The 23,075-nt window shown below is 56.9% G+C and carries 18 protein-coding genes; 7 read left to right on the top strand and 11 right to left on the bottom strand.

Annotated features, from left to right (window positions below; genetic code table 11):
• The first annotated feature begins 32 nt into the window (after window positions 1–32).
• Window positions 33–605: a hypothetical protein gene (locus tag E1J53_RS08855; protein WP_134272575.1), complete on the top strand. Its 573-nt coding sequence runs from the start codon at window positions 33–35 to the stop codon at window positions 603–605.
• A 9-nt stretch (window positions 606–614) separates the two neighbouring features.
• Here E1J53_RS08855 and E1J53_RS08850 read toward each other — a convergent pair whose 3' ends face one another.
• The 4 genes from E1J53_RS08850 to E1J53_RS08835 all read right to left on the bottom strand — a co-directional run bounded on the left by E1J53_RS08850 (window position 615) and on the right by E1J53_RS08835 (window position 5,338).
• Complete coding sequence (locus E1J53_RS08850) at window positions 615–1,781, bottom strand: cytochrome-c peroxidase (protein ID WP_134272574.1); 1,167 nt, start codon at window positions 1,779–1,781, stop codon at window positions 615–617.
• A 6-nt stretch (window positions 1,782–1,787) separates the two neighbouring features.
• Window positions 1,788–4,133 (bottom strand): ELWxxDGT repeat protein, encoded by a 2,346-nt coding sequence (locus E1J53_RS08845; RefSeq protein WP_134272573.1) that lies wholly within the window; start codon window positions 4,131–4,133, stop codon window positions 1,788–1,790.
• A 189-nt stretch (window positions 4,134–4,322) separates the two neighbouring features.
• Window positions 4,323–5,126, bottom strand: a complete 804-nt coding sequence (gene dapF, locus E1J53_RS08840) for a diaminopimelate epimerase (protein WP_134272572.1) — start codon at window positions 5,124–5,126, stop codon at window positions 4,323–4,325.
• Complete coding sequence (locus tag E1J53_RS08835) at window positions 5,123–5,338, bottom strand: hypothetical protein (RefSeq protein ID WP_134272571.1); 216 nt, start codon at window positions 5,336–5,338, stop codon at window positions 5,123–5,125. The genes dapF and E1J53_RS08835 overlap by 4 nt, the downstream gene beginning before the upstream one ends.
• 423 nt (window positions 5,339–5,761) lie before the next feature.
• Between E1J53_RS08835 and E1J53_RS08830 the strand changes: the two genes are divergently transcribed.
• Entirely contained in the window at window positions 5,762–7,165 is a 1,404-nt protein-coding gene (locus E1J53_RS08830; protein WP_134272570.1) for a S1C family serine protease, read from the top strand.
• 8 nt (window positions 7,166–7,173) lie between these two features.
• Here E1J53_RS08830 and E1J53_RS08825 read toward each other — a convergent pair whose 3' ends face one another.
• The 3 genes from E1J53_RS08825 to E1J53_RS08815 are packed head-to-tail and all read right to left on the bottom strand — an operon-like array spanning window position 7,174 to window position 10,676.
• On the bottom strand, window positions 7,174–7,893 hold the full coding sequence (locus tag E1J53_RS08825) for a PolC-type DNA polymerase III (protein WP_134272569.1): 720 nt from the start codon (window positions 7,891–7,893) through the stop codon (window positions 7,174–7,176).
• Window positions 7,893–9,842 (bottom strand): DUF294 nucleotidyltransferase-like domain-containing protein, encoded by a 1,950-nt coding sequence (locus tag E1J53_RS08820; protein WP_134272568.1) that lies wholly within the window; start codon window positions 9,840–9,842, stop codon window positions 7,893–7,895. Before E1J53_RS08820 ends, E1J53_RS08825 begins: the two co-directional genes overlap by 1 nt.
• A gap of 45 nt (window positions 9,843–9,887) precedes the next feature.
• Window positions 9,888–10,676: an Fpg/Nei family DNA glycosylase gene (locus tag E1J53_RS08815; protein ID WP_134272567.1), complete on the bottom strand. Its 789-nt coding sequence runs from the start codon at window positions 10,674–10,676 to the stop codon at window positions 9,888–9,890.
• A gap of 145 nt (window positions 10,677–10,821) precedes the next feature.
• Between E1J53_RS08815 and E1J53_RS08810 the strand changes: the two genes are divergently transcribed.
• Window positions 10,822–12,024 carry a Gfo/Idh/MocA family protein gene (locus E1J53_RS08810; protein WP_134272566.1) on the top strand — a complete coding sequence of 401 codons (1,203 nt, stop codon included), beginning with the start codon at window positions 10,822–10,824 and terminating at the stop codon, window positions 12,022–12,024.
• On the opposite strand, the gene E1J53_RS08805 is transcribed toward E1J53_RS08810, so the two are convergent.
• The 3 genes from E1J53_RS08805 to E1J53_RS08795 are packed head-to-tail and all read right to left on the bottom strand — an operon-like array spanning window position 12,006 to window position 14,419.
• Complete coding sequence (locus E1J53_RS08805; protein ID WP_134272565.1) at window positions 12,006–12,902, bottom strand: hypothetical protein; 897 nt, start codon at window positions 12,900–12,902, stop codon at window positions 12,006–12,008. The genes E1J53_RS08810 and E1J53_RS08805 overlap by 19 nt on opposite strands.
• A gap of 3 nt (window positions 12,903–12,905) precedes the next feature.
• On the bottom strand, window positions 12,906–13,325 hold the full coding sequence (locus E1J53_RS08800; protein ID WP_134272564.1) for a UPF0158 family protein: 420 nt from the start codon (window positions 13,323–13,325) through the stop codon (window positions 12,906–12,908).
• Window positions 13,322–14,419, bottom strand: coding sequence for an SMP-30/gluconolactonase/LRE family protein (locus tag E1J53_RS08795; protein ID WP_134272563.1), 1,098 nt, complete (start codon window positions 14,417–14,419; stop codon window positions 13,322–13,324). Before E1J53_RS08795 ends, E1J53_RS08800 begins: the two co-directional genes overlap by 4 nt.
• A gap of 163 nt (window positions 14,420–14,582) precedes the next feature.
• Between E1J53_RS08795 and E1J53_RS08790 the strand changes: the two genes are divergently transcribed.
• The 4 genes from E1J53_RS08790 to E1J53_RS08775 all read left to right on the top strand — a co-directional run bounded on the left by E1J53_RS08790 (window position 14,583) and on the right by E1J53_RS08775 (window position 19,670).
• Window positions 14,583–16,331, top strand: a complete 1,749-nt coding sequence (locus E1J53_RS08790; protein ID WP_134272562.1) for a sodium:solute symporter — start codon at window positions 14,583–14,585, stop codon at window positions 16,329–16,331.
• A gap of 256 nt (window positions 16,332–16,587) precedes the next feature.
• On the top strand, window positions 16,588–17,355 hold the full coding sequence (locus E1J53_RS08785) for a PPK2 family polyphosphate kinase (protein WP_134272561.1): 768 nt from the start codon (window positions 16,588–16,590) through the stop codon (window positions 17,353–17,355).
• A 117-nt stretch (window positions 17,356–17,472) separates the two neighbouring features.
• Entirely contained in the window at window positions 17,473–17,847 is a 375-nt protein-coding gene (locus E1J53_RS08780) for a hypothetical protein (RefSeq protein ID WP_134272560.1), read from the top strand.
• Entirely contained in the window at window positions 17,847–19,670 is a 1,824-nt protein-coding gene (locus E1J53_RS08775; protein ID WP_134272559.1) for a peptidoglycan-binding domain-containing protein, read from the top strand. Before E1J53_RS08780 ends, E1J53_RS08775 begins: the two co-directional genes overlap by 1 nt.
• A gap of 96 nt (window positions 19,671–19,766) precedes the next feature.
• Here E1J53_RS08775 and E1J53_RS08770 read toward each other — a convergent pair whose 3' ends face one another.
• Window positions 19,767–23,000, bottom strand: coding sequence for a carboxypeptidase regulatory-like domain-containing protein (locus tag E1J53_RS08770; protein ID WP_134272558.1), 3,234 nt, complete (start codon window positions 22,998–23,000; stop codon window positions 19,767–19,769).
• Window positions 23,001–23,075 lie beyond the last annotated feature (75 nt).

Raw genomic sequence — 23,075 nt, 5'->3', positions numbered from 1 at the left:
CTTAAGCTAGCGACATAAAATTTATTGAACGTATGCGTCAACTATTCCTCCTCCTGGCTGCCGCGGCAGTAATTTTTCATTCTGGATGTACCGACAACACGGACGAATTGGGCCCCATCACCAACATCGGTCGGGAGAACGGCTGGGTAATTTCCTCCGCTTCCACCACTTTGGAAACGGTGGCGGATGGTCGAATTGCCAACCTGACCGATCAGGAAATCAGTGATGCCGGTGAAACCCGGGAAAACTTACAGCAAACCTACGCCGCCCGGGCTGCCGCCCAGGCCGGAGTGGACGACTGCGACCGCGATGATGTCCTGTTTTTCCTCGAAAATGGCGCCATGCGGATTATCCAGGGAGACATGCAGTGCCCGGAGCCCGGTGACCCCACCGTACTGTCACCCTTTAACGACAACTTCTACGTTACCGATTTAGACGGAACCTTTATGGTCGTCCGTAACGAAGAAGGTACCCTGATTGATGAATACACCATCGTATCCATTAGCGGAACCCAGTTTGTCGTTACGGCTACGCGTGAATTACGCCTGGATAACCTCGTCGGTGCCTTCAACTACACGACCACCTACGAAATGATTCCAAACTAAGCGCTAAGATCAGCGCGCCTCGTTCCGGGGGAATTCCGGTGCCCGCACGGTGCGGGGCCGGACCGAAAGTGCCTCCAGGAAGGCCAGTAGGTCGTTCAGCTCCTGGTCCTTCAGCCCCAGGGGCTGAAGCAGGGGATCGTGCACCGGGATGACCGCCGCTGCCTCCCGGGTGCGCCGGGAGATGATCTGCGGCATACCGCTATTGTACATGGTCAGGACTTCCCGTAACTCCTGGATGTTCCCGTGGTGGAGGTAGGGTCCGGTAAAGGCAACGTCCCTCAGCGTCGGCGTACGGAATTGCCCGAGATGACTGCTGTCCTGGGTCACGTAAAAGCGCCCGAAATCTTCCTGGGGCCGGCCCATCAGGTGCTGGCCGCTGTTGTGAAATTGCTGATCGGATAAGAGGGGGCCGTGGTGACAATTCAGGCAGCGGGCCTTGGTCCGAAACAGGTGTAACCCACGAAGCTCAGCATCCGTAAGGGCATCCGTCTGACCGTTGATGAAGCGGTCCACCCGACTGACGCGACTGCGAATGGTGCGCTCAAAGTCGGCGATGGCGGTCGCTACGTCGGCTCGCGTAATCGTTTCCACCCCGTAGGCTTCCCGAAAAGCCGTGCGGTATCCTTCAATGGCGTTGAGTTCTTGCTCCATTTCCGTCAGGTCCTGATTCATTTCCAGATGGTCCTGAATGGGACCGAAGACCTGTTCCTCCAGACTGGCCGCCCGCCCGTCCCAGAAAAAGTGCTCCCAGCGACTGACGTTCAGCAGGGTAGGGGCGTTCCTTTTTCCCTGCTGCCGATCGTGCCCGAAGCTTTGTCCGCGCCCGTCACCCCAGCCCAGGTCCGGATCGTGACAACTGGCGCAGCTGATTTGGTTCGAGGCCGAAAGAATGGGATCAAAAAAGAGTTGCTTGCCAAGTTCCCGGCGGTTACGGTCGATACCGTGAGGAACGTCATTGAGGGCGGCCAGCTCAGCGTCGGGGTCTACCCCCGGCTCAAGCGTGGCCTGCGGCCACGCCGCCACCGGCTTAGCGTAGGCCTCCCGCAGGCTTTCGTCCGACCAGGAGGCTTCCTTCAGGCTGCGGGTCTGCAGGCAGCCGGCCATCAGTAGAAATAAAAAGAGTACCACCCCCAGGAGGAGGTGATACTCTTTTTTGGTCTCGGGGCGTCGGTTCATATACCCTTAACGCTTAACGACCTCCAATAGTAAGCGGCCGGCCGGACTTTTAACTTCCACCTGATACAAACCGCTGGGTAATCCGCTGAGCAGCACCCGGTGCTGTTGGGCACCCGCCGGCCACACGGCTTCCCGCACGCGACGGCCCTGCTGATCGAACACGCTGATTGTGCCGTTGGTCAGGGCTTCCCCGAGTTCCACCATAATGCCGTCCACGGTCGGATTGGGGTAGGCCCGTTGGGCCCGGATACCGAACTCGTTCACGCTGTTGACGATGGCGTTACCCCGCAGCACGTAGGTGACGGTGACGTCGGTCATGGCGTCCAGACTGGCCATCAGAGTCAGCGTATCGGTGTACTCACCCTCCGTCTGGGGGGCAAAGGTCAGGTTGATGGTATCCGTCGCTCCAGGGGCAATTTCCACCGCACTCAGATCGTCGGCGGTGTACTCCATGCCCGTGGCCAGACTGGGCGTAAGCTGCAGCGGCCCGGTACCCACATTTTCCAGGACGAGGGCCAAAGTAGAATCCGTCCGACTGGGAACGGCTCCGAAATCAATCTCCGTGACTTCTTCTCCGAGTACGGTGCCGTCCAGGCTAACCGCCAGGGCCCCTACCGGAGCCACGCTGGTGCCCTTGAGATAAAAGAAGGAGGTTTCCGGTCCATCCGGCCCAAGGACCAGGATTTCTAAGCTATCCACAAAGGTTCCAGCTTCTCCAGACAGGAAACCGATTTGAAAGTCTACCGTACTATCGCTGGGAATACTGTCAATATTCCCGATGAGGAGCACGGCAAAGGGGTCCATTACGGCGCCTTCGTTGAGCCAATTACCAACCGTTGGGCCCGTTCCGGTGCTGGTAAGGGTTAAATTAGTGGTAACGATATCGGCACCCAACAGTACCTCGCCAAGGTCGATCGTATCCCCACTGTTGACGACGCCCTGGTCAGCGGTAGAGAATTGGAAGCCAGCTCTATCAGCTACGGTTGTCCATAGCTCCCGCCCCAGGCTATCGTCGGCTTCGAAGTACAGCCGGTCCCCAATCAAAAAGATTTCGTCGATTCCACCATCCTCTGCTCCAGGACCGATGTCGGTGATTTTGGTGGCGAATTCGTCAAGGATGCCCAGCTTGTAGAGCTCCCGGCCATCCGTGGGCGTTTCGGCGCTGAAATAGAGCGTAGAATTTGTCCAGACTAGGTCTTCCGGGGCAAGCAGCTCTTCTTCCGTCGGGGCAACGTTTATTGCATCAAAAAAAATTTGTCCAAAAAATAGGGATAGCTGATGGAGCTCGGGGCCCTCTCCACCATCAGCAATAAAAACACCAGCCGGAAATACATCATCCTGAATTAATTGGATGAATCCTTCCGGGTCGCTGTCTCCGGGGCCAGGATTGAGGTCCGCGAACAATACCGTTCCTTCCTCGGTGCCGTCCGTCATCCAGAGTTCCCGCCCAAGCGAATCGGTCTCGGCGGAAAAGAACAGCATGCCACCAAATGCGAAGAAATCCCCTGGCCGGCCGTCGCCCGCTCCGGTAACGAGGTCCTTGACCAGAGTCGGTGGGGCGAAGGTGCCGTCCGTTTTGTAAAGCTCCTGGCCCAGGGTGTCGTTGTCGGCCCGGAAGTAGAGCTCGTTGTTGTACACGAAGTACTGGCTCGGGGCGGCATTCCCGTTGCCGTCCTGACGAATGTCGGAGAGCCGGAAAGTTCCGGTATCAAAACCGTCACTTACCCAAAGCTCGGTTCCGGTTACGCCATCATTGGCCGTGAAGAACATCCGACCGTCGAATAGGGTCTTGAAGTTGGGCACGGACGGACTGTTGCCCGGCCGAATATCCAGCACCAGGGCGGCAGAGTCGCCCATGGCGTCGTAGCGGTACAGTTCGGAGCTGACGTCCGCCCCGCGGGCGGTGAAGAAAATCTCCCCGTTGAGCTCAATGAAGTCGAAAGGATTGGAGCCCGTGGAACCCGGGTTGATGTCGTCGACCAGGCGAGTCCCCGCGGTCGTACCGTCGGTTTCCCAGAGTTCGTCTCCGTTGTTGGCGTCCCTGGCCTTGAAGTAGACCTTGTTGTTGAACAGGATGAAATTGTCCGGGTTGCTGTTTCCGGCGCTGCTGCCGGGGTCCTCGTTGATGTCGCGCACCAGGCGCGTTCCTTCGGGCGTGCCATCGCTGATCCAGAGCTCCACGCCGTTGGTGTCGTTGTCGGCCCGGAAGAGCAAAAGGCCCTGGTAATCGAAGAATCTGGTGGGATTGGCGTCCTCGGCGCCGGGATTAAGGTCGGTGATTCGGGTTACTTGTGCCGAAAGGCTACCCAAACCCAGGCAGGTAAGGATACAAAGGGTAAAAAGTATACGCATAAGTTGACTGGTTTCTCGGTGATGTAGATAATGCTTGTTGGAGCGAAAATGAAATTGGTACGGTGGCAGAATAGCCAGAATATTGGGTGGGACATGACCCGGGAAGGGTCACAAATGATCCCCTCTCTCGTCAGGAAAGGTACGTTTATTACGGTAATCTTCCCCTACCGCAAGGAGGTATTTGACGGATTACCGGGCAAAGGCAATCTCACCGGAGAAGACGTAGGTCGCCGGTCCTTCCAGCCAGACATCCGCGAATTGACGCCCGTCATAGTGTCCCCTGACGGCCAATTGGCCGCCCTTGGCCCGCACGGTCCAGTGGAAGGAGGTATTGGGGGCGATGCCGGTCCGGATACTGGCGGCAATGGCGGCGGCCGTAACCCCCGTACCGCAGGCCAGGGTTTCGTCCTCCACGCCCCGTTCGTAGGTGCCGATGGACAATTCATCGGCGCCGGATTGCTCCACGAAATTGACGTTGATCCCTTCGGCCGCGTAGGGAGCCGATTGCCGGATGGCCCTGCCCCGTTCGGGAACGTTAATGGCCCCGCAACTATCTACGAAACTGACGTAATGGGGGGATCCGGTATCCAACTGGAAGGCCCCCGAACTCAGTTCCTCCACGGTGGTCACGTTCTGCATTTCCAGGGAGACGCCTTCCGGCAACAGACGCGCCCGGTGGGGGCCGTCAACGGCCAGGAAATGATACTCTTCCCGGTGGATGCCAAGTTGGCGGGCGAAGCGGACAATACAGCGGCCACCGTTACCGCACATCGTGCTCGGTGCCCCGTCGCTGTTGTAGTAGACCATCTCAAAATCGAAATCCGGGTGGGAGCGCAGCAGCATCAGGCCATCCGCACCGATCCCGAAGTGGCGGTCACACCAGCGGGCAATGACTGCCTGGTTCAGTTGCTCACGCAGCACATTCTCCCGATCGTCGATGAGCACGAAATCGTTGCCGGCTCCCTCATATTTGTGAAAACGAACGGTCTTCATCGTAGGCTGTCTTTACCGATTTTGATCGTATCCCCCCGCATGTCCAGGGAGTTAACGGGTTCTTCGAAGCCGATCTCCGCATCAAGCATATAGGTGCGGTAGGCCGCAATGCCCGCAAGGAGCAGGATGACCCCCAGGCCGATAAAGGAAAGCTTCCAGCCGAAAATGTTGCCGAGGTATTCTTCAGAATCCTGGTTGTTGTTGCCGAACATGGATGCAAATTGAGGGGAGTATACTAGCTGGTTGGTGGTTGAATAGGAGCCGGTGGGCGCGGAGCGCTGGTGCCGTGTTTATCCTAAGGGCAGAGATCAAATAAAATGGTCTTCGCCGCATGGGCTGAAAACGTTCGTCAGGACTAAACGTTGAGCCGGACCGGGGGAAATAAAACCAGGATTCGGTCTCAACCCACTTGTGGTGGTGCTTTTCGCCAAAAAGCAACCAAACCATCATCGGTAGCGCCAACCCGTAAAGATTGGAGGCATACATCAAAGGGTGTTGGGCTGTATGACAGTTGGTGTGGTTTCCTTTCGGGCTCGCCCGGCTGTCCAGACGGGGAAAGGAAACACCAGGTCCAGGATGGCCAAGATCAGCTCCGCCCGATAACAATACCACCTTTTCCGACGTTATGCTCGGGCATGAAGCGACCCGACTTACTGATTATCATTGGCTGCTGTATACTATCTGCTTTTCTGGCCCTCACGGCCGATCGGATATTCTTTGCATCCCGCGGTGACGCCACCACGGACGCCGGTGCCCTGCTACAGCTCAAAGAGCAGACCCTGCCCCGTTTTGCGGGAAGCGCTCCCACAAATTTTATTAATGCCGCCGAGAAGGTCACCCCCGGGGTAGTCTTCGTGCGCTCGTTCCGCGAGCGCATGAGTCGGATGGAACCCAATCTGGAAAGCTCTACGACCGGGTCTGGGGTGATCATCTCTCCCGACGGACTGATTGCCACCAATAACCACGTGATTGAGGGCGCCGAACGGATTCGCATCGTGCTGGGGGATAAGCGGGAATTTGACGCCAGCGTCATGGGCGTGGATGAAAGTACCGACCTGGCGCTCCTCAGCATCAACGGCAAAGACCTGCCCAATCTGGAATTCGGGAACAGCGACAGTCTGCAGATCGGCGAATGGGTACTGGCGGTCGGCAACCCCTTTAACCTGAATTCAACCGTTACGGCGGGCATCGTCTCCGCCAAGGGGCGTAGTATTGACGTACTGGAGCCGGAAGACCGCATCGAAAGCTTCATCCAGACGGACGCGGCCGTCAACCCCGGAAACAGTGGGGGAGCCCTGGTGAACACCAACGGGGAGCTCATCGGCATCAATACGGCCATCATCACCAACAGTGGCCGGCACGAAGGCTACGCCTTCGCCATCCCCGGCAATCTGGCCCTGCGCGTCCTGAACGATCTGCGGGACTTCGGCGAAGTCAAACGGGCGGTGCTGGGCGTCTACATTCAGGGGGTGAACGATGCCCAGGCCAAACGCCTTGGTCTGGGGACCGCCAAGGGGGTGCTGATCACCAACCTCACGCCCGATGGCGCGGCCCTGCGCGCCGGGCTGGAAATCGGCGACGTGATGACCGCCCTGAACGGCGTAGATATCAACTCTGCCCCCGAAATGCAGGAGCAACTGAGTCGCTACCGCCCGGGAGAACGTCTGAGAATCACCTATTTGCGCAACGGTCGGGAACGCAAGGCGACGGCGCTCCTTCGGGATAAAGCCAATCGTACCCGCTCCCTGGTGAGTGCCCGCGTGGAAGATCGCCTGCATCAACTTGGCTTCGAGGTCAGATCCCTTACCCCACAGGAGGCCGCAGCGTATCCGGAAGGGGGAGTCCGGGTAATCGCCATTTTTCGGGATACGCCCATTGAGGCGACCAACATGAACGCCGATTTTATCATTCAGGCGATCAACGACCGGCGCATCCAGACCATGGAACAATTCATGGATGCCCTCAATGGGGCGGAGGAACTACTCTTTCAGGGAGTCTATGAGGGCTACGAAGGGGAATATTACTACCAGGTAGAGTAGGGAACCCCCTATCCGAAGACATCCTCTACAAGGAGGTCCCGGCCCCGTTTTTCGGACAAGCGACTCAGTAGTTTTAGCAGGAGGATGGCGGTGATGTAGCTGTCTCCCAGGGCAGTATGCCGATCGGAGAGGCTGATTTTATACCGGCGGGCTAACTTGTCAAGGGCATATTCCCCCTGGGGCGTCCAGTAGCCCGGAGGGTGGATTTTCTGGGCCAGCAAGGCGGTATCGAGCACCCGGTTTTTGAGGGGCCCGGCCCCGAGTCCCGCGAGGGCCCGATTGATCATTTCGACGTCGAAGCCAATGTGGTGCCCAACGATGACCGCTTCTCCCAGGTAGGCAAGAAACTCCTCCATCAGGGAGGTAAGGTCCGTATACCGGTACCGCAGGGAATTTGGTACGATGCCGTGAACGGAGACGGCCGTGGAGTCCCGTAATTCCTCCGGAGTTGGCAGATAGGCCTCGAAGCATTCCTTAAGGCGGATGGTGTGTCCTCGGAGACGGAGGGCGCCGAGGCTCAGGAGTTGATCCTTGCGGGGATTGAGCCCGGTCGTTTCGGCGTCGAGTACGACCACGTCAAGCTCCCGGAAAGCTTGCTTGCCTGGTGCAAGCTGGTGGGGAAGTTCCGCGTATTTCCGGTACCAGTCCGGCCACTGGTCCGCGCCCTTTTGGCGAGGATTCAGGGACAGGGCATTACGAAGCTTATCGAGCCAATCCTTGCCTTCCATTACCTCAGGAAATTGAGCTGAAACCGGACTTCCAGCAGGCTCTGGATTTCGCGCACGGGGCGGAAACTGTTGCGCAACAACAACCGCTGGGTGCGGGTGAGTTCCTCCGGTTTGATGAACCGCCCGGAATCATTTCGTTCCAGGCCGATTAGGGCCCGCAGCCGGATCAGAACTTCGTAGGCGTCCGCGGCCTCCCGGTAAAGTTCGGCGTTCTGGGGTTCCAGTTCCGCCAGGGTTTCATAGCGGCGGAAGGTATTGTTAACCTGCCCTTTTCGGGCCTCCAGGATGAGCACGCGGGCTGCATCGGTGAGGGGACGCATGGCCCGTGCTTTGAGGTCGAACTGGTCCTTATGTTCCCCGGAGCGCTCGACCACAAAATTCCGGAAGAAGGTCAGGGGGCTGGGGTTGTCGAGGGCCGCCAGTCCCAGGGACGCCAGAAACCGACTGCTTTTTCCTTCCAACTCCGTGAAGATGTGTCTGGTGAGTTTGCCGGGAAGGCTGCCGTCCCCCCAAACACCCCGGTAGTCGAAGAAGATGGAGGTATGGAGCATGTTTTCCCTGGTGTTCTCGTTCATCCAAAAGGAAAACTGCTCTTTCCACCCACCGACGGACAGGCACCACAGGGGGTTGCTGGCCATCATGTCTCCCGGACAGTAATCGAAGCCCACCTCATGAAGGTATTCGGTGACGTAACCCGCCAGTTTCAGGAACCACGCTTTTACTTCGGCGTGGCGCTTCTTGCCCACGTCTTCGAAAATCAGGGCATTGTCCTGATCCGTCCGCAATAATTGTTCTTCTCTGCCCTGGCTGCCGAGCGTCATCCAGTCAAATAGGGCCGGAGGATTACCCATTCCGTCGGCCTGCATCCGGGCAAGGCCGAACTTGATGCATTTACGGGTAATTTCGTCGTTGATGGACGACATGACGCTGGTAATGAATGAGATACTTACTTCTCTTTCAAGATAAACTTTAAGTAGTCTTTCGGACCGGTCCCGGAGAGAGCGGAGGTAGGCGGTGGTTTTTGCCCGGCTGATTTCCCGAACGAGTACGGCGGGATTATTCCCCTGCAGAACCAACAAGTCGTGCTCGCTGATGACCCCCGTGATGGGGCTTTTGTTGGTTCCGTCTTCCGTTTGCACGAGGTGATGCAGGCCGTACCGGACCATCATGATCTGGACGTCGGCCACCGTTACGTCCGGGCGGATACAGATCACGGGTTCGTTCATGATTTCCGTGATGAGTGCATCGAGGCTTTTCAGTCCGGTGGCAATCTTACGTCTCAGGTCCCGGTCGGTAATGATGCCGATGGGATGATCTTTTTTGTCGACCACGACGATGGACCCCACGTTGTGCTCCGTCATCCTTTTGGCGGCATCGACGATTCGGGCGTCCGCGGTACAGGTGATGGGTGGTCGGGCACGGTGGACCCGCTGGAGTTCGAGCAGGTCCGGTCCGGTGTAGTCGGTTCCTCCCCAGTTGCCTTCCGGTTCCCGGTTCCTGGCGGCCTGGTATTCGAGGGCATAACGGGAGCTTCCGGCCATGCTGGTGGCCAGATAGTTGGTCAGCTGGGGATAGTTGGGTAGTAATTCTTTGAATCCCTCGGTATTGACGGCGTAGAGCAGGCTTTCTTCGGCCGCTTTGGCGAGGAAAAGGTAGTTGTCCTCCGCAAGCAGCGGGCGAATACCGAAGACTTCGCCTTCTCCGAGTCTTTCCACCAGGCGCTCTTCTCCGTCTTCTCCGATGCTGAACAATTCTACGGAGCCTTCCCTGATGACGAAAAAACGGTCGCGGGGCGGTTCGCCGGGGGCGAAAACGGTGGTACCAATGGGCTGGTATTGCACCTCTACCCGCCGGGCAACCCGAAGCAGGGCCTCTTCATTGTCCACAAAATGAAAAGGGGGAATGTCCTTAAGGAAGTCGTATACGCGTTGTGCAACCTGATTGGCCATTGCGCTAAAGTTAAGCGCAAAAGGGGAATATTCTTTTTTGGATGGCTATTGTCTTTGCCGGCCTTCCACGAAGTAGGTCGTGCGGCCGGCTACCTTGGTAATCCGGACGGGCATTCCGGTTTCCGGGTCGGTACCGTCTTCCTTTCGCCAGGTATGCCAGAACCAGTTTTCGGGGTAATCCCGATAGTAGGGCGCGTTTTCCGTGGCGTAGGTCATAATTTCGATGATCTGTTCGTAAACGGCCCTGATGTCATCCGGCGTGAGGGTGTTCACCCGGATGGCGGGGTGCAGCTTGGTGCGGTAGCAGATCTCGTCGGCGTAAAGGTTTCCCAGGCCGGCGACGATAGATTGATTGAGGAGGACTGCCTTCAGGGTGGTTTTTCTTCCCTCGATGGCGGCCGCAAAGTGCTCTTCGGTCAGGTCCAGGGCATCCGGACCGAGCTTGATTTCCTCGATGTAGGCCTCGCGGTCGTGCAGGTAAAGGATCCGGGCAAACTTTCGGGAGTCGTCGAACCCGAGGATGTTCCCGTCCTGAAAGTGGAAGGCGAAGCGTTCAAACCGGCCGCGATCTTCGGGTTCCTGGTAGAGGTTCAGGTCGCCGTTCATCCCGAAGTGGAGCAGAACGTCATGGTGGTTGTCCAGCTGAGCGAAGAGGTACTTTCCCCGGCGGATGGACCCGGTAAAGGTCCGGCCAGCCAGCGCATCCGCGAAGGCCGCGCCACTCATGTTGCGGATGATTTTATCGTCGTGAACGACTAACTTGCCGACGGTTTGGCCAATGGCGGCAGCATCAAAGTATTGCTTGAAATTGTGGACTTCGGGTAACTCGGGCATACGATAATTGGGTTCGTTCTATTAACTGCCGATCGGGTAAAGTGTTTGGAAATCAGACCTGGAGTTGCAGGATTTATCCTACTGCCATCCGGCCCCGCACAGCCTAAGTAATTTCCGGTAGTATCTTGACGCCACATTCATCGATATGCACCAATTTTTCAGACTTTGCCTGCTGCTCTTCCTCCTCGGAGGTAGCGCCTGTACTTCCACTACTGAAGATATGACTCCGGAAAAATCACCTGCGCCCCAACCCGACGGGGAAGTTCCGATGGTGGCGCCACCCCTGAAGATGGGGGTAGTTGGAATGGTACACGGGCACGTGGGGTGGATACTGGGCCGGGAAGCGATCGGTGACGTGGAGGTCGTGGGTATCGTAGAGACGAACCAGGAGCTGATTGATCGCCTCCAGAAAGAATTTGGCTTCGATAAAGCGTTGATTTATCCTAGCCTTGAAGCGATGCTGGAGCAAGAAACCGTGGAGGCGGTGGCGGCCTTCAACACGATTTACGACCACCTCGAAACGGTAAGGATTTGCGCTCCGCGGGGGGTACACGTGATGGTCGAAAAACCCCTGGCCATCAACTGGGAGCATGCGCAGGAAATGATTCAGCTGGCCGAGCAGCACGACATTCATCTGCTGACCAATTACGAGACCACCTGGTACGCCACCAACCAACTGGCTTTCGAAGAGGTGGTAGGGCCGGAAACCATCGGCCCCTTGCGGCGGCTGGTGTTCCGGACCGGGCATCCCGGGCCGATTGAAATTGGTTGCTGGCCGGAGTTCGTGGAGTGGTTGACGGACCCGGACCTGAACGGAGCCGGAGCCCTCAATGATTTTGGGTGTTACGGGGCGAATCTTACGACCTGGTACCTGAATGGGCAAAAGCCAGTGTCCGTCAGCTGCGTAACCCAACAAATCAAGCCGGAACGTTACCCGAAGGTGGAGGACGAGGCCACGATTCTGGTAACCTACCCGAAGACCCAGGTGACCATCCAGGCCTCCTGGAACTGGTCCCATCACCTGAAAGAAATGGTACTGTATGGCACTCACGGATATTTTCGGGCGGATGACCGTCACGTCTACGCGCTGATGACGCAAGAAGAAGAGGGACCGACGGCAGGCCGGTTGGAGCATCCCGATGGAGCCAAGGGGGACCCCTTCAGTTACCTGGCGGCCGTCGTAAGGGGAAAAATTGAGGTACCTCCATTTGCGCCTTCTTCCCTGGAGAATAACCGCATCGTGATGCAAATCCTGGAAGCCGCCCGGGTGTCGGCGGCAACGGGAGCAACGGTGCAGTGGACAGATATGTATCCCGACGATTCAACCGGTTACCCTACTGACCAGTAGGTTTCCGACTGAGGACCAAAGCTTTGGAAGAACTCCTTTACTCCGGGGAGGTCAGAACCCTCAAAATCGAAGATGCTGGCGGTCGGCTGGTGGCGTTGGATAACGGCATCGATCAGGCGAGCCATGCCGCGCTGTTCGTAACCGCGGGCGGTACTGGCGGCAAAGAGGTTGATGATCCGGCCCCGGTACTCGGGAAAAAAACCGGCGGCCAGTACATCACCTTCCGGGCTAGAAAGCTGGTAGCAATATCCCTGTTCTCTGACCAGTGCTGCCTTGATCAGCTTTGCCATGATGGCGAAGTGCCGGGTGCGTAAACCGGTTTTTGATGCTAGCGACCGCTGGTAAGTGTCAATGACCAGGGCCGGAGCAGCAAGGTCTAGGTGGTGCGGACCGTATTTTCGCAGTTGCTTCCGCAGCGTCTTCCCGTAACCCCGAAAGAGTGTTTCATGAGGAGAGGAGAGAGGAAGCACGAAATTAGTTCTTACCCGGAGGGGGAGTTCATCGGGTATTTGGTCGCGGGAAATGGTGGCCGCCAGGGGTAATCCCTTCAATTTTGCTTTTTGGGTAGCCAACCGGAGGAGGGCCCCGGCTTCCGCGGGAGAGAAGGTGCCGAACGGACCGAGTTGCTGGGTAAACGGAGGCCTTTGCACCTGCCCGCCGGGGCCAGCAGAGCGCATTAAGAAAAATTCCGGGATGAACCTATCTGCCTTGGGAAGCGGTAGCACCGCCCGGTAATCCTCGAGGACAATTGCTGACCATCCTCCCGGGGCTACCGTGTCGAGCCACCAGTGGAGACCGTAGGGTAGGGGGTGTGCATCCCGGCCGATGGCGGCATCCCAACGCGCTTCGTCAATTTCCTGGCGGGGAAGCCACTGCATACCCTAGCCTTCTTGCAGGGAACGGCGAACGTAGTCTTCGTAGCGAGACTGACGAAAATCGCGCCACCGCTCGTAATTCTTGGGAAACTTGGAGAGCTCATCCTTAAAGGTGCGGAACGGGCGTGGCCGTTTGAGGGCGTAGCTGAGGTTTTGCCACAACTCCTGGTTACGCACGCGGTCCGTAAAGTCTCTCATTACCTGGATGGCCTGATCGGTGGGCATCCGTTCGATGTGGACGTAGGCATCGGGGTCCGTGGAAACCGTTTGCATGATGATTTCAAAGACTTCAGGATCCGCCCGGACGTTTCTTTCGGGATCATCGGCGACCAACATGCGGCCATGCTCGCGGTGAACGTATACTTCCATGCCACGACGGACTGCGGTGGCTGCTTCGGCGATTTCGGCGTCACTTAGTTGGCTCATGGGTGGTTTAATTTAACTCGAATCAAATAAAAATCACTTGTCAGATACAAGTAGTCTTCCGTAGGAGAAAGGGTTACGTTAGAAACGGGAAGGCCCGTCCTAATCTTGCCAATCAGGGTGCCGTCGGGTTCCATAACCCAGACGCCTCCCGGAGCGGTCGCAAAGATGCGTCCGTTTTTGCCAACGGCCAAGCCATCCGGGTATCCAACTTCTTTTGCGGTAAGATTTGTGGCATTGATCAAAGTATCAACGGGTCCCAGGGTAAAGGCAGTATCCAGGATTTGGGTGGCCGTCACGATGGCATTATCTCCGTCGGAGTTGGCGACGTAAAGCGTGTTTCCATCCGGACTGATCCCAATGCCATTTGGCCGACTGTATGCTTTAGTGAGTAGCTGAACCATTCCGGTGGGCGTGAGGCGAAAGACCCCACAATAATCCAGTTCCCGCAGCTTGCTTTCGGCCCTGCCGGGGAGACCGTAGATGGGATCGGTAAAGAGTATGCTTCCGTCCGGGGCGAGGGTCAGGTCATTCGGGCTGTTGAAACGTTTTTCCCCGAAATTTTCGGCCAGTACCTCATACTCAGGTGCTGGGTTTTGCCAGTCACGCTTCATCCGGGACACACTGCGGGCTCCGTGTTGGCAGAGTAGGAGACGCCCATCCTGGTCCAGGAGCAGACCGTTACTTCCCGGCTCGCTGGAATAATCGTCGGGAGCATTACCGCTGTTCTGGAGCCAGATTTCTTTGCCGTTCTCCGGAGTCCACCGGAGAATCTGATTGTTAGGCACATCGGAACAAATGACGGAACCATCGGGAAGAACGAGGGGGCCTTCAGACCATTCCATGCCGCCGAAGAGTACTTCAAAGGATGGCTCCGCCCCGAAAAGCTGTTGGGTGAGGCGGTCATCGATTGCTTCAACGCGGAGGGACAGTTCCGGGCCGTCCTGATCCACTGCTGCCGGGGGTGGAGGATTTTGGTCGGCGCAAGCTGAAAAAATAAAGACAAGCGGTAAAAGTATCTGGTGGATTCCCTTCATGCCCGTAAAGTAGGTGCATTCTTCGTGGCGAATCAAGAATGAGCACTGGATTTCTGTCATGGTGCCGTGGGTTGGGGGGATTAAGACACGAAGAAATGAGGGCTAAGCTCCCGCTATGGTCGGATAGCCATCGGGTTTTGTCCGTAAACAGGGCTAACAGCTTAGGGAGACTTCTGTGACAATTGTGTATACTTGGGCATCCAATTGTTACGAAGCTTAAAGTATGGGAGCATTCACACTAGAGACGATCGATTTGATCGTTATGGCCGTTTACGCCGTTTTTATCATTGGCTACGGTCTTTACAGCGCAAAGGCACAGAGTTCAGAAGAGTATTTCTTAGCGGGGCGGAACATGACCTGGCCGATCGTCGGGATTTCCCTCTTTGCCGCCAATATTTCCAGCTCTACGCTGGTGGGACTGGCCGGTGACGCCTACAAGACCAACACCCAGGTATTTAACTACGAGTGGCTGGCTTCCGTCGTCCTGGTGTTTTTTGCCATCTTTTTCCTGCCGTTTTACCTGAAGTCAAAGGTTTACACCATGCCGGAATTCATGGAAAGGCGGTATGACGTACGATCTCGGTACTACTTTAGCTTCATCACCATCGTAGGGAACGTACTGCTGGATACGGCCGCGGGCCTGTACGTAGGAACCGTGGTACTTAAACTGCTGTTTCCTTCCCTGAGTACGTTTACCATCGTAGCCATCCTGGCGATTGCGGCGGCGGCCTATACCGTACCCGGGGGATTGAACTCGGTGATCCAGACGGAGGTCATTCAGGCCATACTGTTGATCATTGGTAGCTGTTTGATCACCTACTTTGCCTTTGGCAAAATTGGTGGTTGGGACGGACTCATTGCGGGCCTTAATGAGATGGGGGCTGCCGGGCAGTTACCCAATCCCGGTGGGGATTATCAACCATCGAACGCCGAAGAAGTCCTCAGCCTCGTCCGACCGGCGGGGGAAACCTGGAGGGAATTTCTGCTGGGGACCGGAGGAGACCAGTTCATGCCCTGGACGGGCCTGCTCCTGGGTGCGCCCATTCTCGGGTTTTACTTCTGGGCCAACAATCAGTTCATGGTGCAGCGGGTACTAGGTGCCCGGGACCTGAACCACGGCCGCTGGGGCGCCCTCTTTGCCGGACTGCTCAAGCTTCCCGTACTGTTCATCATGGTGCTTCCCGGCACCGCCGCCATCGTGTACATGCAGCAGAACGGCCTGAACATTGCCGACATCAACTACCAGTTGCCGGGGGGAGGAATCTGCGAGGACCTGGCGGAATGTCCGAACGCGACTTACCCCATGTTGCTCTTTGAGATGCTGCCGACGGGTATTCTGGGACTGGTGCTGGCCGGGCTGCTGGCGGCAATGATGTCTTCCGTTTCGGCCACGTTTAACTCGGCTTCGACGCTGATTACGATGGACTTTGCCATCAAGCTTTTCCCCAACCTGAGCAGTAAGCAACTGGTACGGGTGGGGCAGGTGTCTACGCTGATCCTGGTGATCCTGGCCTGTGCCTGGGCACCGCAGATTGAGCGGTATGCTTCCCTGTGGGAGTATCTGCAGTTAGTGCTGAGCTTCATTGCGCCGCCGATTGCGGCGGCCTTCATCGTGGGCTTGTTCTGGAGCCGGGCTAACGGTACCGGGGCCTTCATCAGTTTGCTCGCCGGAGCGGCGATCAGTGTGATTTACCTGCTGGCGGACGGAGCCGAGGTAGATAACTGGTTTACCCAGATGCACTTCCTGCACCGTACCTTCTATCTGTTCATCCTCTGTGGGATCATCAATGTGGTGGTGAGCCTCATGACGGCCCCGCCCGACGAGGAAAAAGTTCATAATTACACCTGGAACATCAACCTGCTGCACGCGGAAACGAAGGAGCTGGAAGGACTGCCCTGGTACAAGAATTACCGCTACCAGGCTGTGGCCCTGCTGATCATCACCTTCCTTCTGGTGGGCTGGTTCTGGTAACGGCTGCGCCGATAACCGGGGTAAGACGTAGAAGAATAATTGTTTTTTCTATCCTTTACCCCGTATCCTTGTCCTGAAGATGCCAAAATCGCGATTTGGCAATTTGGCCCGAAAGGCATCTTGCCTGAAGGCCAAGCACAAGTATTTTATATCCCTGCATCCCGGCGGAGCACCAGGGCCCTTTGCACCCGCGTCCGCGACAAAAGGTCGGGACCCTCGTGCTCTACCGGGAATCCGTCGCCAAAAAAATAATACCATGGCCGAAAGAATTGATTTGTCCAAAATTTCTACCCGGGCTCCCGAGAATCTGGACAAGAGCAAGGCAAAGGAAATTGCCCGGAAGAATGCCGACCGGATTGCGGAACTCCACGGTCAACTGATCGCGGAAGGGAAACACGCCGTGCTGGTTATTTTTCAGGGGATGGACGCCAGCGGCAAGGACGGGGCCATGCGCAAAGTATTTGGGGAATGCACTCCCTTCGGCATGCGGGCGGTAGGCTGGAAGAAGCCAACGGAGCTGGAATTCGCCCACGACTTTCTCTGGCGGATTCACAAGGAAATGCCCGCTAAGGGAGAGTTGGTGATTTTTAACCGCAGTCACTACGAAGACGTACTGATCCAGCGGGTGCACGGCTGGATCGACGAGGAAAGGGTGAACGCCCGCATTGACAGCATCAATGCTTTTGAGCGCCTGGTTACCTACGACAATAATACCCTGATCCTTAAATTTTACCTGCACCTGAGTAAAGAGCAGCAGGAGGAGGAACTCATGGAAAGGGTCGTGGAAAAGGAAAAGCACTTCAAGCACAATGACGGCGACTGGGAGGAGCGGGAGCACTGGGACGCCTACCGGGCGGCCTACGAGGACGTCATCAACCGGAGTGAGATACCCTGGCACATCATTCCCGTAGACCAGCGGTGGTACCGGGATTACCTCATGAGCAACATCGTGGTCAAAGCCCTGGAAGGCCTGCAAATGACCTGGCCCCCACTGGAAACCGAACGGGATTGGCCCAAAACCTAAGTGATCAGCGGAGAAGGCCGTGATGGAGAAGATTATCCGTGAAATAAGCGGGTGGGTTGACGGAGATAATGCATCCGGTCCGCTATCTTAATGCCAGGTTTTAAAATCAATAAATCTATGGCAGCATCCACCAAGGCACAAAGTAAATTAGAAGCGGCGGTCAGTGACCTGGTTAGCCTCGATGTGGTCACCTTTACCGGTGATTTGGTCGTCAAGGTAACCGACATTACGTCCGAAGATGACGGGACCATCCGGTTTCAGGACGTCATGAAAAACATTAAGGGAGTAGCCGACTCGGATGAGTCGGCCTTCAAGGCGGTGGCGGCTACCCACATTGCGCTGGATAAGGATACCGTTCAGTTCGTTAAGGAAGGGCTGACGCCGGACGAAGAAAGGCTGTATGCCCTTCACCTGGAGGCGGTCAAGACTGCCGTGGCCGCCCGGGCAGCGATGGTGGAAAGCCTGATGCGGATTGCGGGCCTTAATGCCTGATGGTGAATTCGGGCACCTTCATTGCCGCTTGTAAATCTATTCGGAACCTGGAATTCTCCGGAGCCAATGCCGCTGCCCTACAACAGCCCGTAGCGGTGGTGATGCCGAAGGAATATGCGGTGCCTTACCCCGTAGATGTACGAACCTCCTTCGGCAAAGACCCCGCCGCGGTGACCAGAAATCGTCGGGGGCACTGGCACGAACTCGTCCAGCACCTGACGGACCTGGGGTACCTTTCTGCTTCCTTCTTCCGGAATTACCACCGCAGGCGCGAGCGGAGGAAACCGCCCACCACGGCTCAGTTTTACCACATTTATCGTGCGGTTGGAACCTTCTTTCGGGAAGACGATTATCCCTTGTTTCAACGGTTGGGAAAATTCCCCTCTACTGCGCCAAAAGAACAGGAGGAATGGATAGAAAAATACCTTACCGTGCTGGTGTTTCGCCTCGAGCAGCTGACTTCCTTCGACGGGAAACTCCCCGCACCGGCGCGGTATCGGCCGGGGGACGAAACGGCGCTGGGGCGATCGTTACTGTTCCGCCTGCGGGTACTGTTTCACTACGGGGAGGCAGACTTTCGTAGCCGGGATTATTTTGATGAGGGGCTACTCGGTTACCTCAAGAGTCTGGAAGTAAGTCTTAAACTGGATACTTCTCTGCTGCCCAGTCAGAGGGACCGGCCATTACCGGCCGAAACCTGGGAGCTGCTCTTCAATTACGATTATCTCTTCAAAGCCTTCCGCCGGGCCCATCGTTTTTCCGATAACAGCGGCCGCCGCTTACCCTACTTTCTGGCCTACGAGCTCAATAACCCCACCGGGAGGGACGAAAGAGAAGCGGGTGTCCCCAGTCGCTTCCGAAGAAAGCTACGCCGGCAACTGGCCGAGGCACGCTTCCACGTGGATACCGGAGAAAACCACCTGGGGATCAGGTTAGTACAGATCGGCCTCTGGCGTGCGGGCTACTACACGGGAGCGATTGACGGGGAGTTTGGCGTGCGGAGTCACGAGGCGCTCTCGGCCCTGCTGAACCAGGAAGGCGAACTGGACCGTCCGACTGTGGGGCGCAACCGGTTGAGGAATGCGTTGCTCACGGAGGTGTCCGGTGAGGACGAACTGTGGGTGGCGGACTTACGGACCGTGGCCAAAATCCTTGAAGCCTATCAGCCAGCGGATGCCCGGCAAATGGAACGGGAAGAACGCGCCATCTGGGCGGCCCTGGATCGGGAAGGTGGCGCCGACTTTGACCTGCTCAAGCGGCAGGTCGAGGTGGAAGATCAGTATCCCGACATGACGGAGCCCAGCCGCCCCCGGCGGGTGTATTTCGGGCTGGGTGGATTGATCCGCGGAGCATTTCGGGGGATCAGGCGGGTCGTTAACTGGGTGGTCCGCGGGATTAAGAAAATTGCGGGGGCCGTCTTCAATTTCGTGAAGTCGGTCATCAAACGCATTCAGGAGGGAATCGGGCTCTTCTTTGAGGGCTTCCGCTACTTTTCCCATTTCGTGCTGGGCCGACCATTCATTACGCGGGGAAAAGCCGTTGATGGAGAATCTCCCATCATGGCCACCAAACTGGCCATTGATTTTGACGCCAACAGCGTCATCAATGCCCGGGCGACGGACGAAGACCTGGCGGCCCACGCGGCCTTTTTGGTGCGGATGCGCGACGGACTGGATTTCTTTCTGGATGCAGTGTCCACCATCATCCGTTGGATTGGTAATCTGACCACGCCGCTGGGCTGGATTCGGCTCGGCGTATTCATCGCCCGCATCGTTCGGGACCTGCTTCGACAGGAACGGCCCCGGGAAGAAGTTTTTGTGTAAACGACGGCTAGGAAGAAAAAAGAAGCCCCCATTCGCCACTGGCGAATGGGGGCTTTCTGTTGCGGGGTAGCTCGCGGTTAAACGAGTACCTGCGCTTTATTCAAAGATGTAGCGGATACCCACCTGACCCTGGAAGCGGCTGGAGAACAGGCCACGATCATCGAAGAAGTTCGTGAAGTCGATGTCTCCTTGCTCGTCGATCTGGTCAACGTCGAAGCTGTAAGTAGGCAGCAGAGTGCCGTCTTCGAAGCCTTCGAACTGAAGGATTTCAAAGTTGCCGGGGATGAAGAAGCGACGACCCCAGTCTTTGTTGATCAGGTTAGTGAAGTTATTGGCTTCGAAAGTGATCTGTAGACGATTGCGGCCAGAGATGGGAATATCCTGGGCAATCTTCAGGTCAACGATCGTGCTCCAGGGGCCAAGACGCTCGTTACGCTCGGCGTAGCGACCACCGGGGGTTACGTTACCGTCGTTGTAAGCGTCAAGGAAACGCTGGAAGGCGGCTTCCTGAACACCGGCGGATACGCCACCGTCGTCCACGAAGGTCAGGTCGCTGGCGCGCTCCGGCAGGAAGGCCAAGTTACGCTCGCGGCTGTCGGTACGGCCGTTGAAGTTAGGGTTGCCCACCAGGAGAGAGTAGGGAGCAGACTGAGCGGTTTCGCTGGAAAGGGTAAGGGTGGTAGCCCAGCCTTTTCCGGCACCGTAGGCCCAACGCTTGCTGACCACAGCGAGGAAGCGGCTACCGGCGGCAAAGTCAGAACGCATCACGCGCTGGTCGAAGTTACGACCGTTGACCTGGTGGAGGCCACGCCACTGAGAGCTGTTCTGGCTGCTCGTACCGTCGAATACGCTGTAAGAATCACCGTAGGAGTAGCTAGCCTGTACAAATAGACCGTTCTTGAACGGACGCTGCAGGCTGGCGGTCAGGTTGTAACCGTAACCACGCTGGGTGTTGTAACCGAGGATTACGCGGCCGTACTGCGTCAGACCAGCATCCTGCAGTTCAACCAGGTCACGGCCGCCGTTGCCGAAGTAAGAGCGGTTGTCGGGACCGTCGAGGTTGTCCGTAGCGGGGTTGATGTTCACGTTCTGGTAGGCAACGTTCTGGAGTACTTTGTTGTACAGAACATCAAGCGTACCGATGAATCCACCGGGGAGTTTACGGTCGATGGCCAAGCTACCCTTCAGGAACTGGGGCAGACGGAAGTCCTCGGCGAAGAGGTCGACGTTACCACCGGTGGGGGGGTTGTTAGGGTCGATTTCACCGGGAAGCTGGGTGAACGGATCGGGATTGAAGGGAACGTCGGTGTCACCGAAGAAGCCGGTATTGATACCATTGTTGTTGTAGGCACCACCTACCCATACGAGCGGCGCACGGCTGGTGAAGATACCAAGACCACCGCGCATCTGCGTTTGCTGGTTGCCTTCAATGTCCCAGTTGAAACCAATCCGGGGGCTGAAGAGCAGGTTGGAGGAGATGAAATCGCCGGAACGTGCACCGCGAAGGTCGTAGACATCCTCGATGATGGGAACAATCTCTTCGTTGAACTGAGTGTTCGTCGGGGTGTCATCGTACCAGGGAAGGTCGATCCGCAGACCGGCCGTGAAGTTGAAGCGATCGGAGAACTGGATGCGGTCCTGGAAGTAAAGACCCGCCTGGCCGGCGTTAAAGATAGCGGCCGCCGCGCTACCGTCACCGGTAACGTTGTCCCGCAGAGAGTAGATACGCTCAAATTCGTCGGCGTTCTGGCCAGAGGTAAACGCTTCCAGGCTGTTGTAGTCGTACAGACCGAAGTTAGACGGAATGAAGAGGTTCTCCGTGCTGTAAAGCTCCAGGTTACCACCGATCGTGAAGGTGTGCTTTCCTTTGAAGATTTCAAAGTTGTTCGTGACCGTGATGATGTCTTGGTCCAGCAGGTTGGCCGTAGAGAAACGCTCGGAACCAAACTGGATACGACCGCTACCGTCCTGAATGCGGACGAAGGGGAAGGGCTGACCGTTGGGGTCACGGTCGTCACGCTGCAAGGTGGCACCGATGATCAGGTTGTTGCTGGCGTTGCTGCCGAGGATGCTGTTGAGTTCCAGCGTACCGCGGTAGGTCTTGGCGTTGAAGCGCTCGGAGCTGCCCAGGAAGTTGATGTTACGGGCGTTAGACTGAACACCTTCCAGGTTGTCCGCACCAACGTAACCGAGGCTCAGCGTCAGGTTATTGTTGGCGTTCAGGTTGTAGTCAAAACGCAGGTTTACCTTGTCGCTGACGAGGAAAGACTCGTTGTCGATAAAGGTACCGGGATCATAACCAAACTCGTTGGTCAGCTGGTTAGCCAGGGCGTTGAGGTCGCTGATGCTGGACGCACCCACGTAATCACTGGGGTCGAAGGGCTGAGGGGTAGTCTCGTCCTGCCGCTCGTAGTTCACGAAGAAGAACAGCTTGTTTTCGATCAGGGGACCACCAACGCGGAAACCGGCCGTGTAGGCGCTGAAGTCGTTGAACTCGGCACCATCCAGGTCACCACGAACGAGGTTTTCGTCGCGGTAGAAACCGTAAACGGAAGCTTCGAAGTTGTTGGAACCGGAACGCGTGACTGCGTTGATGGCCGCACCCGCAAAACCACCCTGACGTACGTCAAAGGGAGCCAGGTTTACCTGGAAAGACTCAATGGCGTCAACGGAGATGGGGGAAACACCCGTCTGACCACCGTTGGTACCGGAGCCCGCCAGACCGAAAACGTCGTTACTTACCGCACCGTCGATGAAGATGGCGTTGTAACGGTTGTTGATACCACCGAAGCTAAGCTCCAGACCGTCGTTGCCTTCACGGGTGGTGGACTGAGGAGTCAGGCGGGTAAAGTCACCGATCGAGCGGCTGACGGCGGGGAGCGCCTGAATGGCCTCTTCGGTTACCGTCGTTTCCTGGCCCGTTTTCTGACCGTTGAACAGGTCAGAACGGCTGGACACTACCTCGATGCCGGTCAGCTCGATGGCCGTGGTGGACATCTTGGGGCTGAACTGGTAGGCCTGACCAAGTTGGAGGCTTACACCGTCGTCAACGAAGGCTTCGAAGCCCGTGTAGGTAGCCGTGATGATGTAGGGGCCACCAACCCGGACACCGGGAATACGGAAGAATCCGTCAACGTCGGTGACGTTACCGTAGGTAGTACCAGAGGGAGTGTGGACCGCCTGAACCGTAGCGCCAATGAGGGGCTCACCGGTCTCGGCGTCGGTAATTTTACCGAAAATGGATGCTGTGGTTACCCCCTGAGCGGATACGGCCAGGGAAGTAGCCATCACCAGCAATAGGGTAGCGAAAATGTTAGTAAAGATCCTCATGAAGGAGATATTTGGATGAGTTGATTAAGCCTAACGCACCAGGCACTCGGCCTTTTCAGCCGCAAAGGTCACTCA

Origin of the sequence: Lewinella sp. W8 (assembly GCF_004375085.3) — a bacterium.
GTDB lineage: Bacteria > Bacteroidota > Bacteroidia > Chitinophagales > Saprospiraceae > Neolewinella.
This window is presented reverse-complemented; position numbering and strand designations above follow the sequence as displayed.

What these genes read in the sequence shown, in the direction of transcription:
- E1J53_RS08815 (WP_134272567.1), bottom strand. Translation starts at nt 10,676, where the DNA reads ATGCCCGAGTTACCCGAAGTCCACAATTTCAAGCAATACTTTGATGCT.
- E1J53_RS08805 (WP_134272565.1), bottom strand. Translation starts at nt 12,902, where the DNA reads ATGCAGTGGCTTCCCCGCCAGGAAATTGACGAAGCGCGTTGGGATGCC.
- E1J53_RS08785 (WP_134272561.1), top strand. Translation starts at nt 16,588, where the DNA reads ATGGCCGAAAGAATTGATTTGTCCAAAATTTCTACCCGGGCTCCCGAG.
- E1J53_RS08835 (WP_134272571.1), bottom strand. Translation starts at nt 5,338, where the DNA reads ATGTTCGGCAACAACAACCAGGATTCTGAAGAATACCTCGGCAACATT.
- E1J53_RS08850 (WP_134272574.1), bottom strand. Translation starts at nt 1,781, where the DNA reads ATGAACCGACGCCCCGAGACCAAAAAAGAGTATCACCTCCTCCTGGGG.
- E1J53_RS08825 (WP_134272569.1), bottom strand. Translation starts at nt 7,893, where the DNA reads ATGGAAGGCAAGGATTGGCTCGATAAGCTTCGTAATGCCCTGTCCCTG.
- E1J53_RS08810 (WP_134272566.1), top strand. Translation starts at nt 10,822, where the DNA reads ATGCACCAATTTTTCAGACTTTGCCTGCTGCTCTTCCTCCTCGGAGGT.
- E1J53_RS08780 (WP_134272560.1), top strand. Translation starts at nt 17,473, where the DNA reads ATGGCAGCATCCACCAAGGCACAAAGTAAATTAGAAGCGGCGGTCAGT.
- E1J53_RS08800 (WP_134272564.1), bottom strand. Translation starts at nt 13,325, where the DNA reads ATGAGCCAACTAAGTGACGCCGAAATCGCCGAAGCAGCCACCGCAGTC.
- dapF (WP_134272572.1), bottom strand. Translation starts at nt 5,126, where the DNA reads ATGAAGACCGTTCGTTTTCACAAATATGAGGGAGCCGGCAACGATTTC.
- E1J53_RS08845 (WP_134272573.1), bottom strand. Translation starts at nt 4,133, where the DNA reads ATGCGTATACTTTTTACCCTTTGTATCCTTACCTGCCTGGGTTTGGGT.
- E1J53_RS08775 (WP_134272559.1), top strand. Translation starts at nt 17,847, where the DNA reads ATGGTGAATTCGGGCACCTTCATTGCCGCTTGTAAATCTATTCGGAAC.
- E1J53_RS08820 (WP_134272568.1), bottom strand. Translation starts at nt 9,842, where the DNA reads ATGGCCAATCAGGTTGCACAACGCGTATACGACTTCCTTAAGGACATT.
- E1J53_RS08830 (WP_134272570.1), top strand. Translation starts at nt 5,762, where the DNA reads ATGAAGCGACCCGACTTACTGATTATCATTGGCTGCTGTATACTATCT.
- E1J53_RS08790 (WP_134272562.1), top strand. Translation starts at nt 14,583, where the DNA reads ATGGGAGCATTCACACTAGAGACGATCGATTTGATCGTTATGGCCGTT.
- E1J53_RS08855 (WP_134272575.1), top strand. Translation starts at nt 33, where the DNA reads ATGCGTCAACTATTCCTCCTCCTGGCTGCCGCGGCAGTAATTTTTCAT.
- E1J53_RS08770 (WP_134272558.1), bottom strand. Translation starts at nt 23,000, where the DNA reads ATGAGGATCTTTACTAACATTTTCGCTACCCTATTGCTGGTGATGGCT.
- E1J53_RS08795 (WP_134272563.1), bottom strand. Translation starts at nt 14,419, where the DNA reads ATGACAGAAATCCAGTGCTCATTCTTGATTCGCCACGAAGAATGCACC.